This window comes from Shewanella sp. MBTL60-112-B2, assembly GCF_019655055.1.
Taxonomy (GTDB): domain Bacteria; phylum Pseudomonadota; class Gammaproteobacteria; order Enterobacterales; family Shewanellaceae; genus Shewanella.
The window spans coordinates 38089-59087 of the sequence record NZ_BPFA01000028.1; the positions used below are offsets into that span (position 1 = coordinate 38089).

A 20999-nucleotide genomic window follows, 5' to 3' on the forward strand; every position below is an offset into this window, starting at 1 on the left:
TTTATGACGTCAATCGAACCCACTCATCTTGGTAAAAAAGTCATCGTCGGCATGTCCGGTGGTGTTGATTCATCAGTTTCAGCCTACCTGTTAATGAAACAGGGTTACCAGGTTGAAGGCCTGTTCATGAAGAACTGGGAAGAAGATGACACGGATGAATATTGCGCGGCAGCTGACGATCTTAAAGATGCACAAGCTGTATGCGACAAACTAGGCATTAAGCTGCACACAGTTAACTTCGCTTCAGAATATTGGGACAACGTGTTCGAATACTTCTTGGCTGAGTACAAAGCTGGCCGCACACCAAACCCAGATATCATGTGTAACAAAGAGATTAAGTTTAAAGCTTTCCTTGAGTTTGCAGATGAGATCTTAGACGCAGATTTCATTGCAATGGGCCACTATGTGCGCCGCCGCGACATAGACGGTACCAGCCAAATGCTGCGTGGCGTTGATGGTAACAAAGACCAAAGCTACTTCTTATATACTTTAGGCTACGAGCAGGTTGCTCGCTCATTGTTCCCAGTTGGTGAACTCGATAAGAGCGAAGTTCGCGAAATTGCTAAAGAGATGGGCCTAATCACCCACGATAAGAAAGACAGTACCGGTATTTGCTTTATCGGTGAGCGTAAGTTTACTGATTTCTTGCAAACCTTTTTACCGGCACAGCCTGGTAATATCGAAACCAGCGAAGGCGAAGTCATTGGTACACACCAGGGCTTGATGTACCACACTCTTGGCCAACGCAAGGGTCTTGGTATTGGCGGTCTTAAAAACAGCAATGAAGACCCTTGGTACGTGGTTGAAAAAGACCTAGTACGTAACGTATTGATTGTTGGCCAAGGTGGCAACCACCCTCGCCTAATGTCAAATGGCTTAGTGGCTAATCAGCTACATTGGGTTGACCGCAAAGGCCCAGCAGACGGTTCAAACATCACTGTTAAGACTCGTTATCGCCAGCAAGATGTACCGTGTCGTGTCACCTACGACAACGATGATGTACTGCGCGTTATTTTTGACGAGCCTGTAGCTGCTGTAACACCTGGTCAATCGGCTGTTTTTTATGATGGTGAAATCTGCCTAGGTGGCGGCATTATTGACGCACTAATAAGAGATTAATTAATGAGTGATCAGCTGTTTGAACGCACTATGGCCTTTGCTGGTATTTTACAAGCAGTGGCCCAAGTTCAGTATATTGCAAGACACGGTGACTCAGACAAAGAAGCCTTAGCTGCAAGCCTGCAATCTGTTTTAGTCACTAACCCTGAGTCGACAAGTGATGTCTATGCTGACAAATTTGCACTTAGAAAAGGTTATGAGCTAATTGTTAGCCAGCTTGGTGACGCCAAGCAAAAAGATGTTGAGGTCACTCGCTATTTAGTGGGTATTTTAGCATTAGAGCGCAAATTGACTCGCTCATCGAACGCAATGGGCATGCTGAGCGAACGCATCAACCAAATTCATCGTCAACTGAATCACTTTGAGATCACCGATGAGCAAGTGATTGCCAACTTTGCTGGTATTTATAGCGACATAATCAGTGAACTTGGCCCCAAACTGCAGATTTCAGGTAATCCAGAGTTTCTTAAGCGTACCCAAACACAACAAAAAATTCGCGCTCTTTTACTGTCTGCCATGCGCAGCGCAGTGCTATGGCGTCAATTAGGAGGCAAGCGTAGGCACCTTGTCTTTGCAAGAAAAACAATAGTAGACACAGCTATGAAAAGCCTCACCCTATAATATTTAAGTCAAGTTCATCAAGGAGCTTCTAATGGAACTTTCCGCACTAACTGCTATCTCTCCGGTAGACGGTCGTTATGGTAGTAAAACCGCCTCATTAAGAGGGATTTTCAGCGAGTACGGCCTGACCAAATACCGTGTTCAAGTCGAAATTAACTGGCTAAAGCTACTTTCTAGCAGCCCAGAAATTGAAGAAGTTCCACCTTTTAGCGAAGCTGCATTAGCTTTGCTTGACCAAATTAAAGATAACTTTAGCGAAGCCGATGCGCTACGCGTTAAAGAAATTGAAGCAACAACTAACCATGACGTTAAAGCGGTTGAATACTTCATTAAAGAACGTATCGCCGATAACGCTGAGCTAGTGGCTATTGACGAATTCGTGCACTTTGCATGTACTTCTGAAGATATCAACAACCTGTCTCACGCATTAATGCTAACTGAAGCGCGTGACCAAGTGGTTTTGCCATATTGCCAAAAAGTCGTTGATGCGATTAAAGCATTAGCACACGAGCATAAATCAGTACCCTTGATGTCTCGTACACATGGTCAACCAGCTTCACCTTCTACATTAGGTAAAGAGATGGCAAACGTGGCTGTGCGTTTAGAACGTCAGCTATCTCAAGTATCTAAAGTTGAAATCATGGGTAAGATCAATGGCGCTGTTGGTAACTACAACGCTCACATCTCTGCTTATCCAGAAGTTGACTGGCATGCCCTGTCACAGCGTTTCGTGACAAGCCTTGGCATTAACTGGAACCCATACACGACTCAAATTGAGCCGCACGATTACATCGCAGAATTGTTTGATGCCCTAGCGCGTTTCAACACAATCTTGATCGATTTCGACCGTGATATTTGGGGTTACATCGCACTGGGTCACTTTAAACAAAAGACCATTGCTGGTGAAATTGGTTCTTCAACCATGCCACATAAAGTAAACCCAATCGATTTCGAAAACTCGGAAGGTAACTTAGGTATTGCTAACGCGTTAATGCAGCACCTTGCAGCTAAGCTTCCAGTTTCTCGCTGGCAGCGTGACCTTACTGACTCAACTGTGCTACGTAACTTAGGTGTGGGCATGGCTCACTCTCTAATCGCTTACCAAGCAACATTGAAAGGGATCAGCAAGCTAGAAGTTAACGAAGAGCAACTTCGTAAAGAACTTGATGGCAACTGGGAAGTACTTGCTGAGCCAGTACAAACTGTTATGCGTCGTTATGGCATTGAAAAGCCATATGAGAAGCTTAAAGAGCTAACTCGTGGTAAGCGTATCGACGGTGCTCAACTTGCTGTATTCATCGATGGTTTAGAACTACCAGAAGATGTAAAAGTTGAACTTAAAAAGATGACACCTGCTAACTACATCGGCCGCGCAGAAGCGTTTGTTGACGAGTTAAACTAATTACCTTTTTAGCAACTTGCTATTAAAGGATTGATAAAGGCGTTAAGCTTAGGTTTAGCGCCTTTATTTTATCTAAGATTTAGTCACTGCTTGCAGCAAAATTTCATTTCACCTCAGCCAATAGACAAGAGTAGCCTCCTCATTATGTTTAGCCTCAACTTTGATACCAGCGAATTTTTAACACGATACTGGCAACAACAGCCTATCTTAATTAAGAATGCATTCCCAAATTTTGAAGATCTCCTTAGCGCAGATGAACTAGCCGGCCTTGCCTGTGAAGAGTCTGTCGCATCAAGGGTGGTTGTGACTAAGCCTGACGATTGGCAAATTATCGAAGGTCCCTTTGAAGGTTATGATCAGTTTGGTAATGAGAACTGGCAATTACTGGTTCAAGCACTAAACCATTGGCACCCAGACTCAAGCGAGTTTATCAATGCTTTTCGCTTTATTCCCGACTGGCGCTTCGATGATTTAATGGTCTCTTTTGCAACCCCTGGTGGTGGCGTAGGCGCACATATTGATAACTATGATGTGTTTATTATTCAAGGTGAAGGTCAGCGTCACTGGACGGTGGGTGATAAAGGCCAATATGCGCCAAAAAATAATGACCCAACCACACCGTTAATTGAAGGTTTTGAGCCAATCATCGATGTGGTGCTTGAAAAAGGTGACTTACTCTATATTCCTCCAGGCTTCCCGCATCAAGGCCAAACCTTAACATTAGCAATGAGCTACTCCATTGGCTTTCGCGCGCCAAGCCAGCAAGAGCTATTTAGTGAAATGGCCGATGCCTTAATTGACGCCAATAGCGGATTAAAACGCTTCACCTCAAGTGATGAGCCAAAGCTTGCTAGCCAAATAAGTACTTCACACCAGCAAGATATGATGGCGTTAATTACCGAGCTAGCAAACGATCCAACTTCATATCAAGTTATGCTGGGAAAAATGCTAAGTCAGAACCGTTTTGAGCTGGATATTTGCGAACCTGAAGAAGCCTACACTACTGATGATATGAGTGATTATATTGCCCAAGGAGCGCAGTTATACCGTATCGGTGGCTTAAAATTACTAAAACTTGAAGACGATAGTATTTCACGCATCTTTGTTAATGGTGAAGCCATCAAATACCCAGCAGCGATTGAAACTGAGGTGCAGCAATTATGTGAGCGCTTCACGTTTGATAATGAGCAAACTGCCATGCTAATCCAAACACCAGCAACTCAGGCTTTAATATTAGACTTACTAAACCGCGGCTATTTCTATTTCGGTGAGTAAACTGACTAATAATCGCGATCAAAAAAGGCATCTAGTGATGCCTTTTTAGTACAACAAATACTTGCCGATGAAATGAACTTAAGCGCTAGGGCCCCAGATAGAATCATCCGCTTGCATCTTATAAAGGCTCTCGGCACGAGATATCAACAGCTGTGCAAATTTTGCTTGAGCCGGATCTTTAGTTAATCCAGAACGTTGAATGTTTTCAGCCTTCATTTGCCACATCATCGAAAAATGACGTACTGCATCACGCGCAGTTGTGGCGACACTGATATCAACATAATCAGATGGTAAATCACCAGACATCACCCAATAAGTCTTTTTCGTTGGCTTTTTAGAATCAATTTTCCAAATAGCCACAAACGGTGCTAAATAACGACTTTCTTCCGGATGAACTTTGTCAGGCATAACCCCTTTTTCAGCCAAAAACTTATTCGCCTTTTGGAACTGAGCTCTAATCCATTCTTGCCTAAGTTGTTCTTGGTCTACTGCTTGTTCAGCCATTTAACATTCCTTTCTTATTGTTATGTTTGCCTCTGCCTCGCTGCCAACAAAGAATTCACAGCTAATCAGCTTAAATCGAACCAATACTTTACGTTAACGTAAAGTGGAAAGCAAAATTGCCAGACAGATCACAAATAATCCACATGTTTGCTTTGTTGAGAGTATCCCTAAATGCTATCGTTCTGCAATAAATATAACAAGCAGATCGCTCTGTATTCGTACAGTTGCGGTAATTCGATGCTCAAAGCGGAGATCAACAAGTGGCAGTTTTTAATCACATCTCTTTCGACGACCATGAACAGGTCGTTTTTTGTCATGATAAAGAAAGCGGCTTAAAAGCCATTATCGCCATCCACAATACTAATTTAGGCCCTGCCGTTGGCGGCTGCAGAATGTGGAACTATGAGTCTGATGATGAGGCCATTACCGATGTACTACGCCTATCTCGTGGCATGACCTATAAAAATGCGCTCGCTGGTTTAGCTATGGGTGGTGGTAAGTCAGTCATTATCGCCGATCCAAAAGTACAAGATAGAGAAGCACTCTTTAGAGCATTCGGCCGTTGCATCCACACCTTGGGCGGCAAGTATTACTCAGCAGAAGATGTTGGAGTCTCGACTTCCGACATCATGATTGCCCATCAAGAAACTCCTTATATGGCAGGTTTAGAGGGTAAGAGCGGCGATCCATCGCCATTTACAGCACTAGGCACTTATCTAGGTATTAAAGCTGCGGTAAAGCATCAACGCGGCCTAGATAGCTTAAAAGGTCTTAAGATTTCAGTTCAAGGCGTTGGCCACGTAGGTTATTACCTATGTCGTCATCTACACGCCGAAGGGGCTGAACTGATTGTCACCGATATCCATCAAGAGTCACTAGATAGAGTCGCAACAGAATTTGGCGCAACTGTTGTTGCTCCACAAGACATCTATCATCAAGATGTAGACGTGTACGCTCCTTGTGCACTAGGTGCAACGATTAATGACATCACTATCCCGCTGCTAAAAGCGACAATCGTAGCAGGCTGTGCAAATAATCAACTTGGCGAAGTTCGCCATGGTGAGATGCTAAAAGACTTAGGTATTTTATACGCACCAGATTATGTGATTAATGCCGGCGGGATCATCAACGTATCTTTTGAAAAAGATTATGACTCGTCTGCTGCAACTGCAAAAGTTGAAGAGATCTACAACACATTACTAACGATTTTTGCCCAGTCTGACGAGCAAAACCGTACTACTGGTGATGTTGCCGATGAAATGGCACGCGCGATTATCAACGCTGCCAATCAATAGAAATACAAGAAATTAACAATGCCCAGCTTTTAAGCTGGGCATTTTTTTGCCTACAATCACTAAACGCAACAAATAGATAAGAGACTTATCGTAAATTGCTTGGTAAACCACACTAGCGAAGATGACTTTCCTCTGCTTGAATTAAGGGCTCAATTATTAGAAATAGGCCTCGCGATGGTGACATTCAAGTATGATCTCAACCAAGATAACATTGAATTACAAGCCAGTAATTGGTCTGGTTTAGAGCAGATGTACATCAATGGAAAGCGAGTCTCTAGTAAACTCAATTTCGGCCAACACAGTGAACATAACCTTGTGCTAAATGATGGCAAACGCGCACAACTTCGTTTGTTGCTTGACCCTGCTACCGAGCAGCTTATTTGCCGCATATACAAACAAAACCACTTAGTCACCAGTCTTAAACAAGGTAAAAAGGAGTTGTACCGCAGCCGTCAATTAACCCAACAAGGGATTCTGGCATTGGGTCTATTGATTGTGCTACTGCTGACTCTGAGCTAAATAAAACAATGAAGACTCAATACCAAGCGGCTTAGGCAAACATTAGTCCAGCACATAAAAAAGCCTTTCGAACACAGCGAGAGATGCAATGATAAAACGGCGTATCCTCTAAGCTCACTAATGCCTTTCTTGGGGTAGGCATAACAAACTCCTCTATTCAGCCTTAACTAAAGCCTAGTAGAGGAGATGTTCAAGTACAATTCTGGGTGTCTCAATTATTTTTCGTTCAAAGTAGAAGCGCACCATTTATTGTGGGTGGCCTGAATTATTGATTCAACAATTAACTATGCCTGCCCACAATTGTTGGTTATTACTTAATGTATTTTGCTTTTATTCGTCTAAACCAACTTGCCACGTCTTTTTTTCTTAGTTGCACTACGTTTCTCAAGTAGCTTTTGCTTTAAGCTTTTCTCGATAACAGGTTCAGGCTCAGGAATAGGTGAGAAGAATGGGTCTGCAGTCAAAAGCAAATCTTCTAATGATGCAGCCTTTTGTGCCAGCAACCACCAATGGTTAATAAATCCAGGTAATTCCTCATTGTTCAATACATCTATAAGCTCGCAAACAAATGCCTCTCTAACATCATTAGTACCAGATATAGTGAAATTTACAGTGCTGTAAAACAACTTTAGAAGATGATATTTCTTGGAAGGTAGGCCACCTGAACCAAAGGATTTTTCATCAGCCCAAGAAAGCGACTTAATCCAGTACTTTATACAGTGTTGGCTCAACTTATTCTTATTAATTACTTTATCAGTACATAGCCAACCATGCATTCCACCGAACTCACGTGGCAGGCCAAGAAGAACATACTTATCAACCTCTATCTTCGGAGCTCGAAAATAACGCTCATCCCCTAAATACTCAAAATAGAAATCGACAATACTCTTCTCCATCCCCAGAAAGAAGCCATTACTAATATTATAATCTTCGTTATATAGGTTTGAATTAGCCTCTTGGAATAAATACTCGATATATTTGATCTCATACTCCAAATCCTGCATATCCTCTTTACCATCAAAAATTACATCCCTAATGCTAAGCCAATTATCTAAAGAGGAATCCGGGGCTAACCATAACCGAACAATTAATGGAACCGGATTAACATTATCATCTCTATTCCATTTCGGTGCTCTTCCAGTTATGTAATAACGTTTAAAATCAGCTAACTGTTTTTTAGTAAACCGCTCAATAAAAATAGATACGAGGCGTGGCAAAATATCATTTTCCCATTGAGCTTCACGTTGGTTAGTCCACTCAATATTTATCTTATTTTTTGTCATAACAGTAACTCGTCATCGATTAAGTCTTTTATATCATCTAACAGACCATTTGAAATCATCTGCTTTAAAACAGTCTTATTATTCATAATTCTAATTAAATCATACTGTTTAACCTTACAGACAAGAGAAAACTCTTCCTTACTAACTCCAATGGTATCCTCAAGAACAGTGCTGTTATCAACTGTTTTTTGTGATGTTTTAGGTAACAGACATAATTTTTTACGTAACCCAAAACTATTAATGTTTTTTTCTGTTGGTCCTTTACTGGAATCTTTGGCTTTAAATGATTGAAAAAGCCACGACACAGCGTCAGGCACTGTAACACCTTCATTAGATTTAACAAATGTAGAATTTAATATTGCCACCCACAATAAATCAATAACATAGCGCTACCTTGATAAGCTTTCAACATAGACAGCCAGTGAAGTGGTCAACTCGGAGATACTAGTGTCACTTAATCTGCTTACGACCAGTTAATTTGGCTATTTCCAGGGAAAAAGACAGATTTCAGGCAAGGCTGGTGAACTCAAGCTATTAAAGAGGATTGGGCTGTGTGACACTAATTAATCAAGACATCCACAATTAATCAAGACATCCACAATTATTTTCTTCAACGTGCGGTTGAGCTAAGCATCAAAATTGGAACTTTCCACCTCATCGAAACAGCCCATGACTGTAGATATATCCACGCTAGCATGAGCCGAACATGCTTGACGAGGAAACTATCGGCAACTAAAGGGAATTTCATACAGCAGAAATGCCAAACATCAGTTTGGTAATGGAAGAGTGAGGGAGATTGTAAGTAGGTTAGCTACAATCTAGCCAGCGGTGACAATTGGCAGCACCTTGTCGTCGTTTACGTTCAAGATGTTTACAATAAGCTGTTAACTCTTGTGTGTTACCCACAGGGCCTGTGAAGATTGTTGTGAATTCTGCAGCCATTTTTAGCCAGTTTTCTGTAGGAATATTCAAACGATGCAGCAATTGTTCTGAGGAGAGACTGATAGCCCCTCTTTTATCATGCCGTTGAATACGGCCTGTATCATCTATCAGTTGAAGGTAATCTTTCGCATTAAACATCAACCCTTTGGGCATATTTTGCTGTTCATTTCCCACAAAAGGCAATAACGAGTCCGGTTGCTTCCCCTTCATTGCTGCTTTGATACGTAATTGAATACTCGTAAAATCTGAGGTTTCTGGTGAGTCCGCCATCTTTGCTCGAATAGGGTTCAAATCAACATAGGCCATACAGGCCATAACTGCAGCCTCATCAAGCAATGCTTGAGACTTAAACCTGCCCTCCCAAAAACGACCTTTACACTTATCCTCCGCATTAGCCTTTCGGGCTATAGGTTCGTTCAACGCTCGCATGAACCAGGAGATGTCCATCAACCTTATACGATAATCTTTTACCCTTTTATTGATGATAGCTTGCTGATAGGATTCAAGTGGCTGACCTTTAACAAAACTATTATTCAAGTTGTCGCCTTTAAACAACTTTTGCCATTGGGCAACAACCTCTATATCTGACCAAGACTTCGCTAATTCTGCATCTATCCGCAACACAAGATGCAAATGATTGCTCATTACCGCAAACGCACAGATATCAATGGCGAATACCTTTGCAAGCTGCAACAATCGCTGTTCAACCCAGTCACGCCGATGCTCATAGGATTGACCAGTGTGCTTATCAACTCCACATAAAAAAGCCTTTCGAACACAGCGTGAAACGCAATGATAAAACGGCGTATCCTCTAAGCTCACTAATGCCTTTCTTGGAGTTGGCATAACACACTCCTCTATTTAGCCTTAACTAAAGCCTAGTAGAGGAGATGTTCAAGTACAATTCTGGGTGTCTCAATTATTTTGTTTTCGCTGTTTCATCCACGCTTTATCTTCACACTTCCAATCACTCATTAAAACTCTCCACTTGCAGTGATTAACTCATTAATCAAGACATCCACAATTATTTTCTTCAACGCGCGGCTAAGCTAAGCATCGAACTTGGAACTTTCCACCTCATCGAAACAGCCCATAACTGTAGATATATGCACGCTAGCATGAGCTGAACATGCTTGACGAGGAAACTATCGGTAACTAAAGGGAATTTCATACAGCAGAAAAGCCAAACATCTGTTTGGTTATAAAAGTGAGTGAGAGTGTAAGTGGGCTAGCTACAATCTAGCCTATTGGCGACTAACAAAGGGTAATACTGTCACCTTTAATGCAAATCAGCTGACTCGCCTGATAATTGCCACTACCCGCTGTTACTGTGGTTATCGACAATTTTTGTTTATCACTGCCATTTTCAATCAAAACAGCTTTTAAGATGGTGCCATCACGAGTAAAACTTACCCCGCCGGCAAAATCACCCACATTTAAATCTCGATATAGTTTAACCGTTACACTGCCGATAGAGCGCGGCTCTAAGCGGCCTTCTTCGACAACGACTGTTGCACCACTTGCAAGGTTAATTGACTTTAAAAAGCTGCCACTGGTCTGTTGCTGCCCAGAAGATGTAGATTGCTGGGGCTGAGGTTTGGACTTATTAATATTGACAGAACAAGCGGTAAGTGTAGAAGCAATACACAAAGCAACTAATAGCCTTTTCATAGCGGCACCATTAAATTATTGAGATAACAAAAGCCTAACGGATTGAGCTATAGATGCCAAGCGCATTAGTGAATGACCAAGCGAGTGAGAAGATATTAATAACGATTAATTTTATTCAACAAATTGAGGAAGGTTTGACGCTCTTCAATCGCTAAGTTATCTAAAAAGGCTTCATTGACCCGTTCTGCTTCACGCACAAGATCTTGTTCTAATGCTTTACCACTATCGGTGAGGTAGATCTGGAAGGCGCGGCGATTCTCCGCATCCTGATGACGTGTAATTAAACCCTGTTGCTGTAACTGATCGAGTAGCCGAGTCATGGTGTAATTGGCGACATCACAACGCTTAGAGAGCGTGGTTTGGGTTACACCCTCCTCTTGCCAGAGTGAAAACAACACTGGCCATAACTTAATATCTAGTTGGTATCGCTTAAGACGTTGATCTAGCGCATTTTGTAGATCTACATTTAAATGAGACACCAAGTAGCCAAGACTCTCAAATCGGTTCAATTAACACCTCCAAGGCTCTTTCAGGCTTGAGTTAATCTTATCACTTACACCGAAAGAAACTAGCACTAGAGAGCGTTTATTGCTCAGATTCAACCAAACAGGTTATAAATCATAACCTTGAAACTAAACTATTTGGCTAGTTGGATCAGGCTAACTTGAAGTAATAAACTCATCGATAAATCGATAAAAACACGCTCGGTTTAATCTCGCCTCTACGTTTCTTGCTAGCATCAAGGTGACGCCATCCTCACTGAGAACAAACCGCTCAAACGATGAGATTGAATGCTCAGTATCAATGCTCGATTTGAGAGTGAAGCTAGCATCCGCGGCTTGCGTTATTTGCTCTTTTTTCGATGTCATGACACCTCTACTATTTAATCGTTGAGACTAAGTATTTCAATAATGGTACTTGAGTAATGGTATTGAGGCATTAAAAAGTAAAAAACTAGCCTGATGCTAGTTTTTTACACGTTAGGCTTAAAGTAAATCCATTAAAGCTTCTAAGGGATGTTTAGGCTTAAATCCACTAAATCGTTTAACCTGACTGCGGCATGAGTAACCGGAGATCAATACTTGTGCCTTGGGTAACTTAGAAAGCGTTTGCTCCCATGACATTGTATATAGCGCTTTAGAACGTTCAAGGTTTTCAGCCTCATGGCCATAGGTACCCGCCATTCCGCAGCAACCAAGGTTTACCGTATTAAGCTTGGCACCGAAGTGATCAAAAATAGCTTGCCACTCATTCGCGGTGTTCGGCTTAGCCGTTGACTCGGTGCAGTGACTAAACCAGGTAAATTCAAACTCACCAGCTTCACGCTTTGGTTGATTTTTAACTACTTCTAACAACCACTCATTTGCTAGCTGCACATGGAAGTTACCACGAGCACCACCAAGCACCTCTGCATATTCGTCTCGATAACAAAGCACTAATGCCGGATCGATTCCGACCATCGGCATGTTAAGTTTGGCCACCTGATTAAGAAAATCTGCCGTCGATTTAGCGGTGCGGGCAAACTTATCTAAAAAGCCTTTAATATGAATAGGCTTACCATTGGGTTTAAAGGGCAATAAAATGGGTTTTAGCCCAAGCTTTTCAATAAGCTGTACAAAGTGATAAACCGTTCCGGCCTCATAAAAGCTGTTGAATGGATCTTGCACAACCAGCACGTATTGGCTGCGTTCATTTTCAGGAATTTGTTGTAAAGCTGCTAAATCATAACCGCGGCTACTATGTCCTTCTAAGCGCTGTTTTAAGGTAGGAACAGACAAGGCTGGCGAATCAACATAGCCTAGAGATTTTTTAATGACCCACTTACTTAAGCTGTTTTGAGACACCGCATTCACCAATCTTGGCGCTGCAGCCATTAGCGGCAGTGAATCTTCAATCCCTGCGACTAGATAATCTTTTGCCGGACGTAAATAGCGTTGGTAATAAATATCAAAAAACTGTGCTCTAAACTTTGGTACATCGACTTTTACAGGGCATTGACTAGAACACGCCTTACAAGCTAAACAACCTTTTAAAGACTCCATCACTTCATGGGAGTAATCGTATTCTTTGTCCATTTTCAAGGTGTTCTGCGCGCGCTGCAGCCAACCTAATGGCTTAGCTCGGGCTAGCTCATTAACATCCACCCCTTCAGCTTCTAATAAGCGTAACCATTCACGCATTAAGCCTGCACGGCCTTTAGGTGAATGAATGCGGTCACCTGTTACCTTAAACGACGGACACATTGGCGAATAGACGCTGTAATTAAAGCACAAGCCGTTGCCATTGCAGTTCATCACATCGGGGAAGGCTTCACGGGTTTTCAGCGGAATTTGTCTATCAAATGCGCCTCGTTTTGCGCTATCAACGTTATATAGCATTGGGCCGCTGTTTTTAGGCGCCACCAGCTTACCTGGATTGAGTTTGTTTTTAGGGTCAAATAGCCCCTTAACCTCTTCTAGCAAACCGTATAAATGCTCACCGAATACTGCAGGGCCATATTCACCGCGTACGCCTTTACCGTGCTCGCCCCACATCAAGCCGCCATATTTGAGGGTTAAATCGGCCACTTGATCAGAAATAGTTTTAAGTAAACGTTCATCTTGCTCATCACACATATCCAATGCAGGACGCACATGCAAGACTCCAGCATCGACATGACCGAACATGCCATATTGCAACTGATGGCTATCAAGTAATGCTCGAAACTCTAAAATAAAATCAGCAAGTTTCTCTGGTGGCACTGCAGTATCTTCAGCAAAAGCGATGGGTTTACGAGTGCCTTTTGCCGCGCCTAATAAGCCCACCGCCTTTTTACGCATAGCATAAATAGTGTTAATACTGGCTTTATCGGATGTGACTTGGTAACCCAGTAGACCTGCTTCGCTTTGACTGATTTGCGCAGTTAACATGGCTTCAAGGTTAGCCACTCTCGCTTTTACATCAGCGAGTTCTCCGGCAAACTCAACCATATTAAGGCCGTCTATCTCTTTACCTGGCACATCTTTAATCAGCGATGACACTGAATGCCAAATAATGTCTTGTTTAGCAAGGTTAAGGACTTTTGAGTCAACTGTTTCAACCACTGTCGCATTAGCTTTGACCAAATCGGGTGCGTGGCGCAGCGCTGATTCAAACGAGTCATACTTGATATTAACCATCATGCGACAAGTCGGCAGTGGCGTAATATTAAGCTTTGCCTCAGTAATGACCGCAAGCGTACCTTCAGAGCCCGTGATAATGCGTGATAAGTCGAAATGTTCTAGCTTATCGTCCCAGACATTTTTCAAGTCGTAGCCGGTTAAAAAACGATTTAGCTTAGGAAAGCGTTGCTCGATTCGCTCTCGATTGCCTTTGCACATATCAGCAATACTTGAGATAAGCTGTTGGCCCAATACATTATCTGTAACCGACTCAATATCTGCTAACTGTTCATTGCTAACTGGATGAGAGATTAATTCACTGCCATCAAATAAAATGCTGGATAGGCCAAGCACATGATCGGAAGTTTTACCGTAAACTAAGGAGCCCGCTCCAGAAGCATCGGTATTAATCATGCCGCCTAATGTGGCGCGGTTAGACGTGGATAAGTCAGGGCTGAAGAAAAAGCCATGGGGGCGAAGCGCATCATTGAGGGCGTCTTTAACCACACCGGCCTGCACCTTAACCCAGCCTTCAGTCGCATTGACTTCAAGCACTTGGTTCATATAACGCGACATATCAATGATAATGCCATGGGTTAACGATTGGCCATTGGTGCCAGTACCACCGCCTCTTGCGCTAAAGACCACCTGGGCAAACTCATCTTGGCTCGCTAACTTTAGCGCTATTTGAACATCATCAGCCGACTTAGGATAGATAACGGCCTGAGGCAAAAACTGGTAAACAGAGTTATCCGTTGCTTGTGCTAGACGAGCGCTATAGCGAGTATCTATATCCCCGGAAAAAGCCCCCTCCTCTAGCGTCGACAAAAAAGAAAGATAAGTGGGTTCAAGCGTTTGTTGATGCGATAACTTGGGTAACATGATTGCTTCTGTCATTATTATTCTTAGGTTTATTCAGCATTATAAACAAAAAAAAGCCGCTAAATAGCGGCTTTTTTAATGTTTTTAACAAAATGTTAAATCACGCAGAATTAACACTTCATTTAGACGGTTAACGATGACCGTTATCCGTGAGCTTCTGCTAGGTACAACCAAGTGTCGATAACAGTATCTGGGTTTAGCGATACAGTATCGATACCTTGCTCTACTAACCAAGCAGCAAAGTCTGGGTGATCCGATGGACCTTGACCACAAATACCCACGTAGGCACCTTTAGCTTTAGCCGCTTTAATGGCAAGAGACAGTAGCGCTTTAACTGCTTCATTACGCTCATCAAACAGATGGCTTATGATGCCAGAATCTCGGTCAAGACCTAGAGTCAACTGAGTTAAATCGTTTGAACCGATAGAGAAACCATCGAAATACTCTAGGAACTGCTCAGCAAGTAATGCGTTTGAAGGTAGCTCACACATCATGATAACGCGTAGGCCATCTTTACCGCGCTCTAAACCTTGCTCTTTAAGTAGCTCAATCACTTGCGCCGCTTCATCAAGGGTTCGTACGAATGGGATCATGATTTCAACGTTTTTCAGACCCATGTCGTTACGCACACGCTTAATCGCTTCACACTCTAATGCGAAACAATCGCGGAATGATTCAGAGATATAGCGGCTAGCACCACGGAAACCAAGCATTGGGTTTTCTTCTTCTGGCTCGTAACGCTCGCCACCAACCAAGTTAGCGTATTCGTTTGACTTAAAGTCAGACATACGAACAATCACTTTCTTTGGATGGAAAGCAGAACCAATAGTCGCGATACCTTCAACAAGACGTGCCACGTAGTATTCTACTGGTGACTCGTAACCCGCGATCATCTCGTGGATCTCTTGTTGTAGCTCAGCAGTTTGGTCGTTGAACTCAAGCAATGCTTTAGGGTGAATACCAATCATACGGTTAATGATGAACTCAAGACGCGCAAGACCGACACCTTCGTTAGGTAGACGGGCGAAGTCAAATGCACGGTCAGGGTTACCCACGTTCATCGTGATCTTCATTGGCAGTTCAGGCATTGCATCAACACGTGATGAAATCACTTCAAAGTCTTGAAGACCGCTGTAGATAAAGCCGGTATCACCTTCAGCGCAAGAAACGGTAATTTCTTGACCACTTTGAATACGCTCAGTAACGTCACCACAACCAACAACCGCTGGCACGCCAAGTTCACGAGCGATAATCGCAGCGTGACAAGTACGGCCACCACGGTTAGTTACGATAGCGCTTGCACGCTTCATGATTGGCTCCCAATCTGGGTCAGTCATGTCTGTAACTAATACGTCACCAGGTTGGATTTGATCCATATCTTCGATTGACTTAAGTACCTTAGCGACACCTTTACCAATCTTGTGACCAATTGCGCGACCTTCACAAACAACGTCACCTTGAGTCTTAAGGTGGTAACGCTCAATAAGCTGCACATCTTCACGAGAACGAACAGTTTCAGGACGAGCCTGTACGATATACAACTTACCGTCGTTACCGTCTTTAGCCCATTCGATGTCCATTGGACGACCGTAATGCTTCTCAATTGTCATGGCTTGCTTAGCAAGTTCTTGTACTTCAGCATCGTTGATTGAGAACTCGCGACGCTTATCTGCTGCGATATCTTCAATCTTAACTTGCTTACCGTGTGATTCATCATCTGAATACACCATTTGGATAAGCTTGCTACCGATGTTACGGCGTACAACCGCTTTATGGCCAGCCACTAGGCTTGGCTTATGAACATAAAACTCGTCAGGGTTAACCGCGCCTTGAACAACCATTTCACCTAGGCCGAATGAAGAAGTAATAAATACTACGTCATTGTTGCCAGACTCAGTGTCCATGGTGAACATAACACCAGAAGCCGCTTTGTCTGAACGCACCATGCGCTGAATACCAGCAGACAGTGCAACGCCTTTATGGTCATAACCTTGGTGAACACGGTATGAGATTGCACGATCATTAAACAAAGAAGCAAATACATGCTTAGTTGCTTCTAAAACGGCAGCATAACCCTTAACGTTAAGGAAAGTTTCTTGTTGGCCAGCAAATGATGCGTCAGGCATATCTTCTGCTGTCGCTGAAGAGCGAACCGCGAAAGATGCATCAGTTGTTTCAGAGCTAAGCTTGTCGTAGGCTTCACGAACCGCTTGCTCAAATTCTGGGTGGAATGGGGTATCGATAACCCACTGTCTAATCTGTGCACCGGCTGTAGCGAGTGCGTTCACGTCATCTACATCTAGGGTTTCTAGAATTTCGTATATCTTCTGGTTAAGTCCACTTTGTTCAAGAAATTCATTGAACGCAAAAGATGTTGTCGCAAATCCACCAGGCACTTGAACGCCTGCGTTTGATAGGTTGCTAATCATCTCACCAAGAGAAGCGTTTTTGCCGCCTACCTTGTTAACATCGCCCATGCCTAATTCTTGATACCAGAGTACGTATTGCTGCACAGTTTTTATCTCCGCAAGTATATTTTAGTGTGGCTCTTCACACGAGAGCAGAGGCATCTTACACTCCATGACAACAAGCGTAAATGTATAATTTTATTTGTAATTTTATTACTACAAGAGGTCAAAATGTTACGTAAAGTATTCTATATCTCAGATGGGACCGCGATCACAGCTGAGGTATTCGGCCATGCAGTGCTTTCTCAATTTCCTTTGGAATTTGATGCACTTACGATTCCATTTGTAGAGACGGAAGCTAAAGCTGAGGCTGTTAAGGCACAAATTAATGATTGTTTTATTACAACAGGTGAAAGGCCTCTGGTTTTCCACTCCATCGTAAAACCTGAGATAAGAGACGTCATCTATAGCAGTGAAGGCTTAGATTATGACTTTTTGAACACTTTTGTCGCGCCATTAGAGAAACAACTAGGTGTTGCTGCTGCACCAGCACTACATCGTACTCACGGAAAAACTAATGAAAGCTATGAAGCGCGTATTGATGCTATCAACTATGCGATGGAAAATGATGACGGCCAAACCATGAAACATATGGATAAAGCTGATCTTATTTTATTAGGTGTATCCCGCTGTGGTAAAACGCCGTCGAGTCTCTACCTTTCGATGCAGTTTGGTATAAAGGCTGCGAACTATCCTTTTACTGAAGATGATATGGATAACCTTAAGTTGCCTGAAGCGCTTAAGCGTAATAAACATAAGCTATTTGGTTTAACTATTGATCCTGAGAGATTGCATGAAATTCGCCACAGTCGAATGTCTAACAGTCGTTACTCTTCGCTGCGTCAATGCAGAGTTGAAGTGAAAGAAGTCGAAATGATGTACAAACGTGAACGTATTCCTTTTGTTAATACCACCAATCACTCAGTAGAAGAGATCGCCACAAAAATCCTAGAAGAAACGGGATTGAAGCGCCATATGTTCTAAATCTCGATACCTATTTTATCGAAACTAAATTAAAGGCTTTTTTCAATAAAGCCTTTAATTTATACCAAGTAAATTTCAAGATAATGAAAATTAGCCTCACTTTTAAGGCAATTGCCACTGTGCACAGCCAAACTATTAGTTATAATCCGAGGTAATCAGGCGATAGCCCATACGAAACGCTCGGTATTTTGAATGACCATTAAAACAGACGAACTTCGCACTTCCCTTTTATGTAAGGTAATTTCACCTGCACAACTCGCTTCTGAATATCCTTTAACGCAAGATGCCGCTGATTATCTAGTTCAGCAACGCCATGAGGTTGAAGCCATTATTAATGGTGATGACCAACGCTTACTTGTAATTATTGGTCCTTGCTCAATCCATGACACTGAAGCAGCACTAGACTATGCCCAGCGCTTAGCTGAACTACACCAGCAATATAAAGATGATTTATGCATCTTAATGCGTGTCTATTTTGAAAAGCCTCGTACTACGGTTGGCTGGAAAGGACTGATTTCAGATCCTGATTTAGACGGTAGCTTTAGCCCTAATAAAGGCCTACGTAAAGCACGTCATTTACTACAACAGATCACTGAACTAAAGCTACCTATCGCAACAGAGTTTCTCGATATGGTCAATGGCCAGTATATCGCCGATCTGATCACTTGGGGCGCAATTGGTGCCCGCACCACTGAAAGCCAAATTCACCGTGAGATGGCATCAGCACTTTCATGCCCAGTGGGCTTTAAAAATGGCACCAATGGCAGTATTGATATTGCAGTTGATGCCGTGCGCGCAGCGCAAGCACCGCACATCTTCTACTCGCCAGATAAAGATGGTGCCATGGCTGTATACCGTACCCACGGTAACCCATTCGGTCACATTATTTTACGTGGTGGTAAAGAGCCAAACTACCATGCTGAAGATATTGCAGCAGCAGCAGCACAACTTGACAGTGTTGGCGTGACTCAACGTATGGTTGTTGATTTTAGCCATGGTAATAGCCGTAAGATGCATAAAGAGCAGCTAAATGTTGCAGACTCAATCATGCAGCAAATGGCAAATGGCGAAACTGCCATCGCAGGCATTATGGCCGAGAGCTTTATCGAAGAAGGCAATCAAAAGGTTATTGCTGGTGAAGAGCTCACTTACGGTAAGAGTATTACCGATGCTTGTATTGACTGGGAAGACTCAAAAGTCTTACTCAGTGATCTTGCTAAGGCTTCACGCGCAAGAATGGATTTACTTAAGCAAAAGTAAAACTCGCTTGAGTAAGAAGCTCTATAAGATAAACGCACCTGCTCAATGAGTTGGTGCGTTTTTTAATGCCCAATTCTAGCTTTTTGTTTAGACACTTGATTACTTCCTATACGGTCTGGTTCTGCAACCTGTTATAAAATTACAAAAACGGCTATAATCTCGCCTTCAAAAATGCATAACCATAGGTTGCCGTATGCCTTTAACTCAAACTCCCGCGCAGTTCCCCGAAGATGTTGCGCTTCGAATCGAACAATCTGAAGCCCGAGTCATTAAAGCTGTTTTCCCTTCTATTACCAATCATCACAACACCTTATTTGGTGGTGAAGCATTAGCCTGGATGGATGAAACTGCTTTTATCGCTGCAACCCGCTTCTGCCGAAAAACCTTAGTCACAGTGAGCTCTGATAGAATTGATTTTAATAAGCCTATTCCTGCAGGAAGCCTAGCCGAAATCATTGCCCGAGTGATCCATGTGGGTAACACTTCTATTAAAGTCGAAGTGAATATCTTCGTAGAAGATATGTATCAAGACTTAAGAGAGCATGCTATTCGGGGAGTATTTACCTTTGTCGCCGTAGACGAGCAAAGAAAACCCACTGCCGTTTGGCCGCCCCATTGTTAACCCAGCTCATAATTTTTTGAGTCAGCAGTACAAAGGGCTATGCTATTAGCCCTTTGCTAACTTAGCTATTATTAATCATTCTATTTCAGTAATCCCTTCAATTACCACTTCAAAAATCACTGTCATAATCACAATTCCGCTTAGCTGCCGCAGCTTTAGACTAAAGTCTAACTTCACTAATTATTTTAACAAATAGTCACTTTTCCAGACTAAAGCCATAGAATCCGTTGTCATTTATCTGTTACATTGAATAATCTTCACGTGCAACCAAAACAACCTTATAAAGCCATGAAGCCTGAAAATTTAAATATTATTATTGCCGACGACCATCCGTTATTTAGAAATGCGCTTAGACAAGCTTTATCGTCTGAGTTTAAAAATACACAATGGTTTGAAGCAGATAGCGCTGATGCGCTACAAGTCCTACTCGAGAATAACGACATTGAATATGATGTGGTGTTATTGGATCTGCAGATGCCTGGCTCCCATGGCTATTCGACGCTTATCCACCTAAGAACTCATTTTCAAGACTTACCTGTTGTCGTGATCTCTGCCCATGAAGATAGTCTCACTATCAGCCGTGCTATTCACTATGGTAGCTCAGGCTTCATTCCAAAATCTTCTTCGATGGAAACCTTGGCCCAAGCTCTAGAAGCCGTGTTATTTGGTGATGTTTGGCTACCCAAAGGTGTTGAGCTTCAAGAGATCAATGAAGATGATACCAACCAGATGGCCAGTAAACTTGCCGACCTGACCCCACAGCAATATAAAGTCTTACAGATGTTTGCCGAAGGCCTGCTCAATAAGCAGATCGCTTATGATCTTGAGGTGTCTGAAGCAACCATTAAAGCTCACGCGACAGCGATATTTAGAAAGCTAGGAGTAAGAAATCGAACCCAAGCAGTGATTTCCTTACAACAGCTAGAGATGGAAAAGGTCGATATCTAACTCCTTCTCCCCCTAATAAAAGCGCCAGCCATAAAAAATCCGCTAACGAGTTTTCGAAGCGGAT

Annotated in this window: 19 protein-coding genes; 10 read left to right on the forward strand and 9 right to left on the reverse strand. The window is 42.7% G+C overall.

The genetic code is table 11. From position 1 onward, the window contains the following. Nucleotides 1-3 precede the first annotated feature (3 nt). The 4 genes from mnmA (at nucleotide 4) to K5Q73_RS16295 (ending at nucleotide 4417) form a co-directional block, all read left to right on the forward strand. Nucleotides 4-1119, forward strand: a complete 1116-nt coding sequence (gene mnmA / locus K5Q73_RS16280; RefSeq protein ID WP_220761522.1) for a tRNA 2-thiouridine(34) synthase MnmA — start codon at nucleotides 4-6, stop codon at nucleotides 1117-1119. A 3-nt stretch (nucleotides 1120-1122) separates the two neighbouring features. Next, nucleotides 1123-1740, forward strand: a complete 618-nt coding sequence (gene hflD, locus K5Q73_RS16285; RefSeq protein WP_220761524.1) for a high frequency lysogenization protein HflD — start codon at nucleotides 1123-1125, stop codon at nucleotides 1738-1740. A 31-nt stretch (nucleotides 1741-1771) separates the two neighbouring features. Next, on the forward strand, nucleotides 1772-3142 hold the full coding sequence (gene purB, locus K5Q73_RS16290; RefSeq protein WP_220761531.1) for an adenylosuccinate lyase: 1371 nt from the start codon (nucleotides 1772-1774) through the stop codon (nucleotides 3140-3142). Between the two features lie 144 nt (nucleotides 3143-3286). Continuing rightward, a complete protein-coding gene (locus K5Q73_RS16295) occupies nucleotides 3287-4417 on the forward strand; it encodes a cupin domain-containing protein (RefSeq protein WP_220761534.1) in 1131 nt (376 codons plus the stop codon). 78 nt (nucleotides 4418-4495) lie between these two features. On the opposite strand, the gene K5Q73_RS16300 is transcribed toward K5Q73_RS16295, so the two are convergent. Continuing rightward, nucleotides 4496-4921, reverse strand: coding sequence for a DUF4826 family protein (locus K5Q73_RS16300; protein ID WP_220761536.1), 426 nt, complete (start codon nucleotides 4919-4921; stop codon nucleotides 4496-4498). A gap of 260 nt (nucleotides 4922-5181) precedes the next feature. Here K5Q73_RS16300 and K5Q73_RS16305 point away from each other — a divergent pair, with 260 nt between their 5' ends. Together K5Q73_RS16305 and K5Q73_RS16310 are read left to right on the forward strand one after the other, a co-directional pair. Then, on the forward strand, nucleotides 5182-6216 hold the full coding sequence (locus K5Q73_RS16305) for a Glu/Leu/Phe/Val dehydrogenase dimerization domain-containing protein (RefSeq protein ID WP_220761538.1): 1035 nt from the start codon (nucleotides 5182-5184) through the stop codon (nucleotides 6214-6216). Between the two features lie 174 nt (nucleotides 6217-6390). Beyond that, nucleotides 6391-6735 (forward strand): hypothetical protein, encoded by a 345-nt coding sequence (locus K5Q73_RS16310; RefSeq protein WP_220761592.1) that lies wholly within the window; start codon nucleotides 6391-6393, stop codon nucleotides 6733-6735. Between the two features lie 338 nt (nucleotides 6736-7073). Here the strand turns inward: K5Q73_RS16310 and K5Q73_RS16315 are convergent, their stop codons facing one another. The 8 genes from K5Q73_RS16315 to ppsA all read right to left on the reverse strand — a co-directional run bounded on the left by K5Q73_RS16315 (nucleotide 7074) and on the right by ppsA (nucleotide 17166). Further along, complete coding sequence (locus K5Q73_RS16315) at nucleotides 7074-8018, reverse strand: hypothetical protein (RefSeq protein ID WP_220761540.1); 945 nt, start codon at nucleotides 8016-8018, stop codon at nucleotides 7074-7076. Next, nucleotides 8015-8383: a hypothetical protein gene (locus K5Q73_RS16320; protein ID WP_220761541.1), complete on the reverse strand. Its 369-nt coding sequence runs from the start codon at nucleotides 8381-8383 to the stop codon at nucleotides 8015-8017. Before K5Q73_RS16320 ends, K5Q73_RS16315 begins: the two co-directional genes overlap by 4 nt. Nucleotides 8384-8825: 442 nt before the next feature. Then, entirely contained in the window at nucleotides 8826-9806 is a 981-nt protein-coding gene (locus tag K5Q73_RS16325; protein WP_220761543.1) for a transposase, read from the reverse strand. A 408-nt stretch (nucleotides 9807-10214) separates the two neighbouring features. Continuing rightward, nucleotides 10215-10631: a PliI family lysozyme inhibitor of I-type lysozyme gene (locus tag K5Q73_RS16330; RefSeq protein WP_220766156.1), complete on the reverse strand. Its 417-nt coding sequence runs from the start codon at nucleotides 10629-10631 to the stop codon at nucleotides 10215-10217. Nucleotides 10632-10726: 95 nt separating this feature from the next. Continuing rightward, nucleotides 10727-11140, reverse strand: a complete 414-nt coding sequence (locus K5Q73_RS16335) for a MarR family winged helix-turn-helix transcriptional regulator (protein WP_220761547.1) — start codon at nucleotides 11138-11140, stop codon at nucleotides 10727-10729. A 150-nt stretch (nucleotides 11141-11290) separates the two neighbouring features. Then, the gene (locus tag K5Q73_RS16340) at nucleotides 11291-11500 is read right to left on the reverse strand and encodes a hypothetical protein (RefSeq protein ID WP_220761549.1); all 210 of its coding nucleotides are present in this window, start codon (nucleotides 11498-11500) and stop codon (nucleotides 11291-11293) included. A 117-nt stretch (nucleotides 11501-11617) separates the two neighbouring features. Beyond that, nucleotides 11618-14653 carry an FAD-binding and (Fe-S)-binding domain-containing protein gene (locus K5Q73_RS16345; protein ID WP_220761594.1) on the reverse strand — a complete coding sequence of 1012 codons (3036 nt, stop codon included), beginning with the start codon at nucleotides 14651-14653 and terminating at the stop codon, nucleotides 11618-11620. Between the two features lie 143 nt (nucleotides 14654-14796). Further along, nucleotides 14797-17166 carry a phosphoenolpyruvate synthase gene (gene ppsA / locus K5Q73_RS16350; protein ID WP_220761550.1) on the reverse strand — a complete coding sequence of 790 codons (2370 nt, stop codon included), beginning with the start codon at nucleotides 17164-17166 and terminating at the stop codon, nucleotides 14797-14799. A gap of 126 nt (nucleotides 17167-17292) precedes the next feature. Between ppsA and K5Q73_RS16355 the strand changes: the two genes are divergently transcribed. From K5Q73_RS16355 to K5Q73_RS16370, 4 genes are all read left to right on the forward strand, one after another. Next, nucleotides 17293-18105: a pyruvate, water dikinase regulatory protein gene (locus K5Q73_RS16355; protein ID WP_220761553.1), complete on the forward strand. Its 813-nt coding sequence runs from the start codon at nucleotides 17293-17295 to the stop codon at nucleotides 18103-18105. A 192-nt stretch (nucleotides 18106-18297) separates the two neighbouring features. Beyond that, nucleotides 18298-19365 (forward strand): 3-deoxy-7-phosphoheptulonate synthase, encoded by a 1068-nt coding sequence (locus K5Q73_RS16360; protein WP_220761555.1) that lies wholly within the window; start codon nucleotides 18298-18300, stop codon nucleotides 19363-19365. A 193-nt stretch (nucleotides 19366-19558) separates the two neighbouring features. Further along, nucleotides 19559-19987 carry an acyl-CoA thioesterase gene (locus K5Q73_RS16365; RefSeq protein ID WP_220761557.1) on the forward strand — a complete coding sequence of 143 codons (429 nt, stop codon included), beginning with the start codon at nucleotides 19559-19561 and terminating at the stop codon, nucleotides 19985-19987. Nucleotides 19988-20275: 288 nt separating this feature from the next. Beyond that, a complete protein-coding gene (locus tag K5Q73_RS16370; protein ID WP_220761596.1) occupies nucleotides 20276-20935 on the forward strand; it encodes a response regulator transcription factor in 660 nt (219 codons plus the stop codon). The last annotated feature ends 64 nt before the right edge of the window (nucleotides 20936-20999 follow it).

What these genes read in the sequence shown, in the direction of transcription:
- mnmA (WP_220761522.1), top strand. Translation starts at nt 4, where the DNA reads ATGACGTCAATCGAACCCACTCATCTTGGTAAAAAAGTCATCGTCGGC.
- hflD (WP_220761524.1), top strand. Translation starts at nt 1,123, where the DNA reads ATGAGTGATCAGCTGTTTGAACGCACTATGGCCTTTGCTGGTATTTTA.
- purB (WP_220761531.1), top strand. Translation starts at nt 1,772, where the DNA reads ATGGAACTTTCCGCACTAACTGCTATCTCTCCGGTAGACGGTCGTTAT.
- K5Q73_RS16295 (WP_220761534.1), top strand. Translation starts at nt 3,287, where the DNA reads ATGTTTAGCCTCAACTTTGATACCAGCGAATTTTTAACACGATACTGG.
- K5Q73_RS16300 (WP_220761536.1), bottom strand. Translation starts at nt 4,921, where the DNA reads ATGGCTGAACAAGCAGTAGACCAAGAACAACTTAGGCAAGAATGGATT.
- K5Q73_RS16310 (WP_220761592.1), top strand. Translation starts at nt 6,391, where the DNA reads ATGGTGACATTCAAGTATGATCTCAACCAAGATAACATTGAATTACAA.
- K5Q73_RS16315 (WP_220761540.1), bottom strand. Translation starts at nt 8,018, where the DNA reads ATGACAAAAAATAAGATAAATATTGAGTGGACTAACCAACGTGAAGCT.
- K5Q73_RS16325 (WP_220761543.1), bottom strand. Translation starts at nt 9,806, where the DNA reads ATGCCAACTCCAAGAAAGGCATTAGTGAGCTTAGAGGATACGCCGTTT.
- K5Q73_RS16330 (WP_220766156.1), bottom strand. Translation starts at nt 10,631, where the DNA reads ATGAAAAGGCTATTAGTTGCTTTGTGTATTGCTTCTACACTTACCGCT.
- K5Q73_RS16340 (WP_220761549.1), bottom strand. Translation starts at nt 11,500, where the DNA reads ATGACATCGAAAAAAGAGCAAATAACGCAAGCCGCGGATGCTAGCTTC.
- K5Q73_RS16345 (WP_220761594.1), bottom strand. Translation starts at nt 14,653, where the DNA reads ATGTTACCCAAGTTATCGCATCAACAAACGCTTGAACCCACTTATCTT.
- K5Q73_RS16355 (WP_220761553.1), top strand. Translation starts at nt 17,293, where the DNA reads ATGTTACGTAAAGTATTCTATATCTCAGATGGGACCGCGATCACAGCT.
- K5Q73_RS16360 (WP_220761555.1), top strand. Translation starts at nt 18,298, where the DNA reads ATGACCATTAAAACAGACGAACTTCGCACTTCCCTTTTATGTAAGGTA.
- K5Q73_RS16365 (WP_220761557.1), top strand. Translation starts at nt 19,559, where the DNA reads ATGCCTTTAACTCAAACTCCCGCGCAGTTCCCCGAAGATGTTGCGCTT.
- K5Q73_RS16370 (WP_220761596.1), top strand. Translation starts at nt 20,276, where the DNA reads ATGAAGCCTGAAAATTTAAATATTATTATTGCCGACGACCATCCGTTA.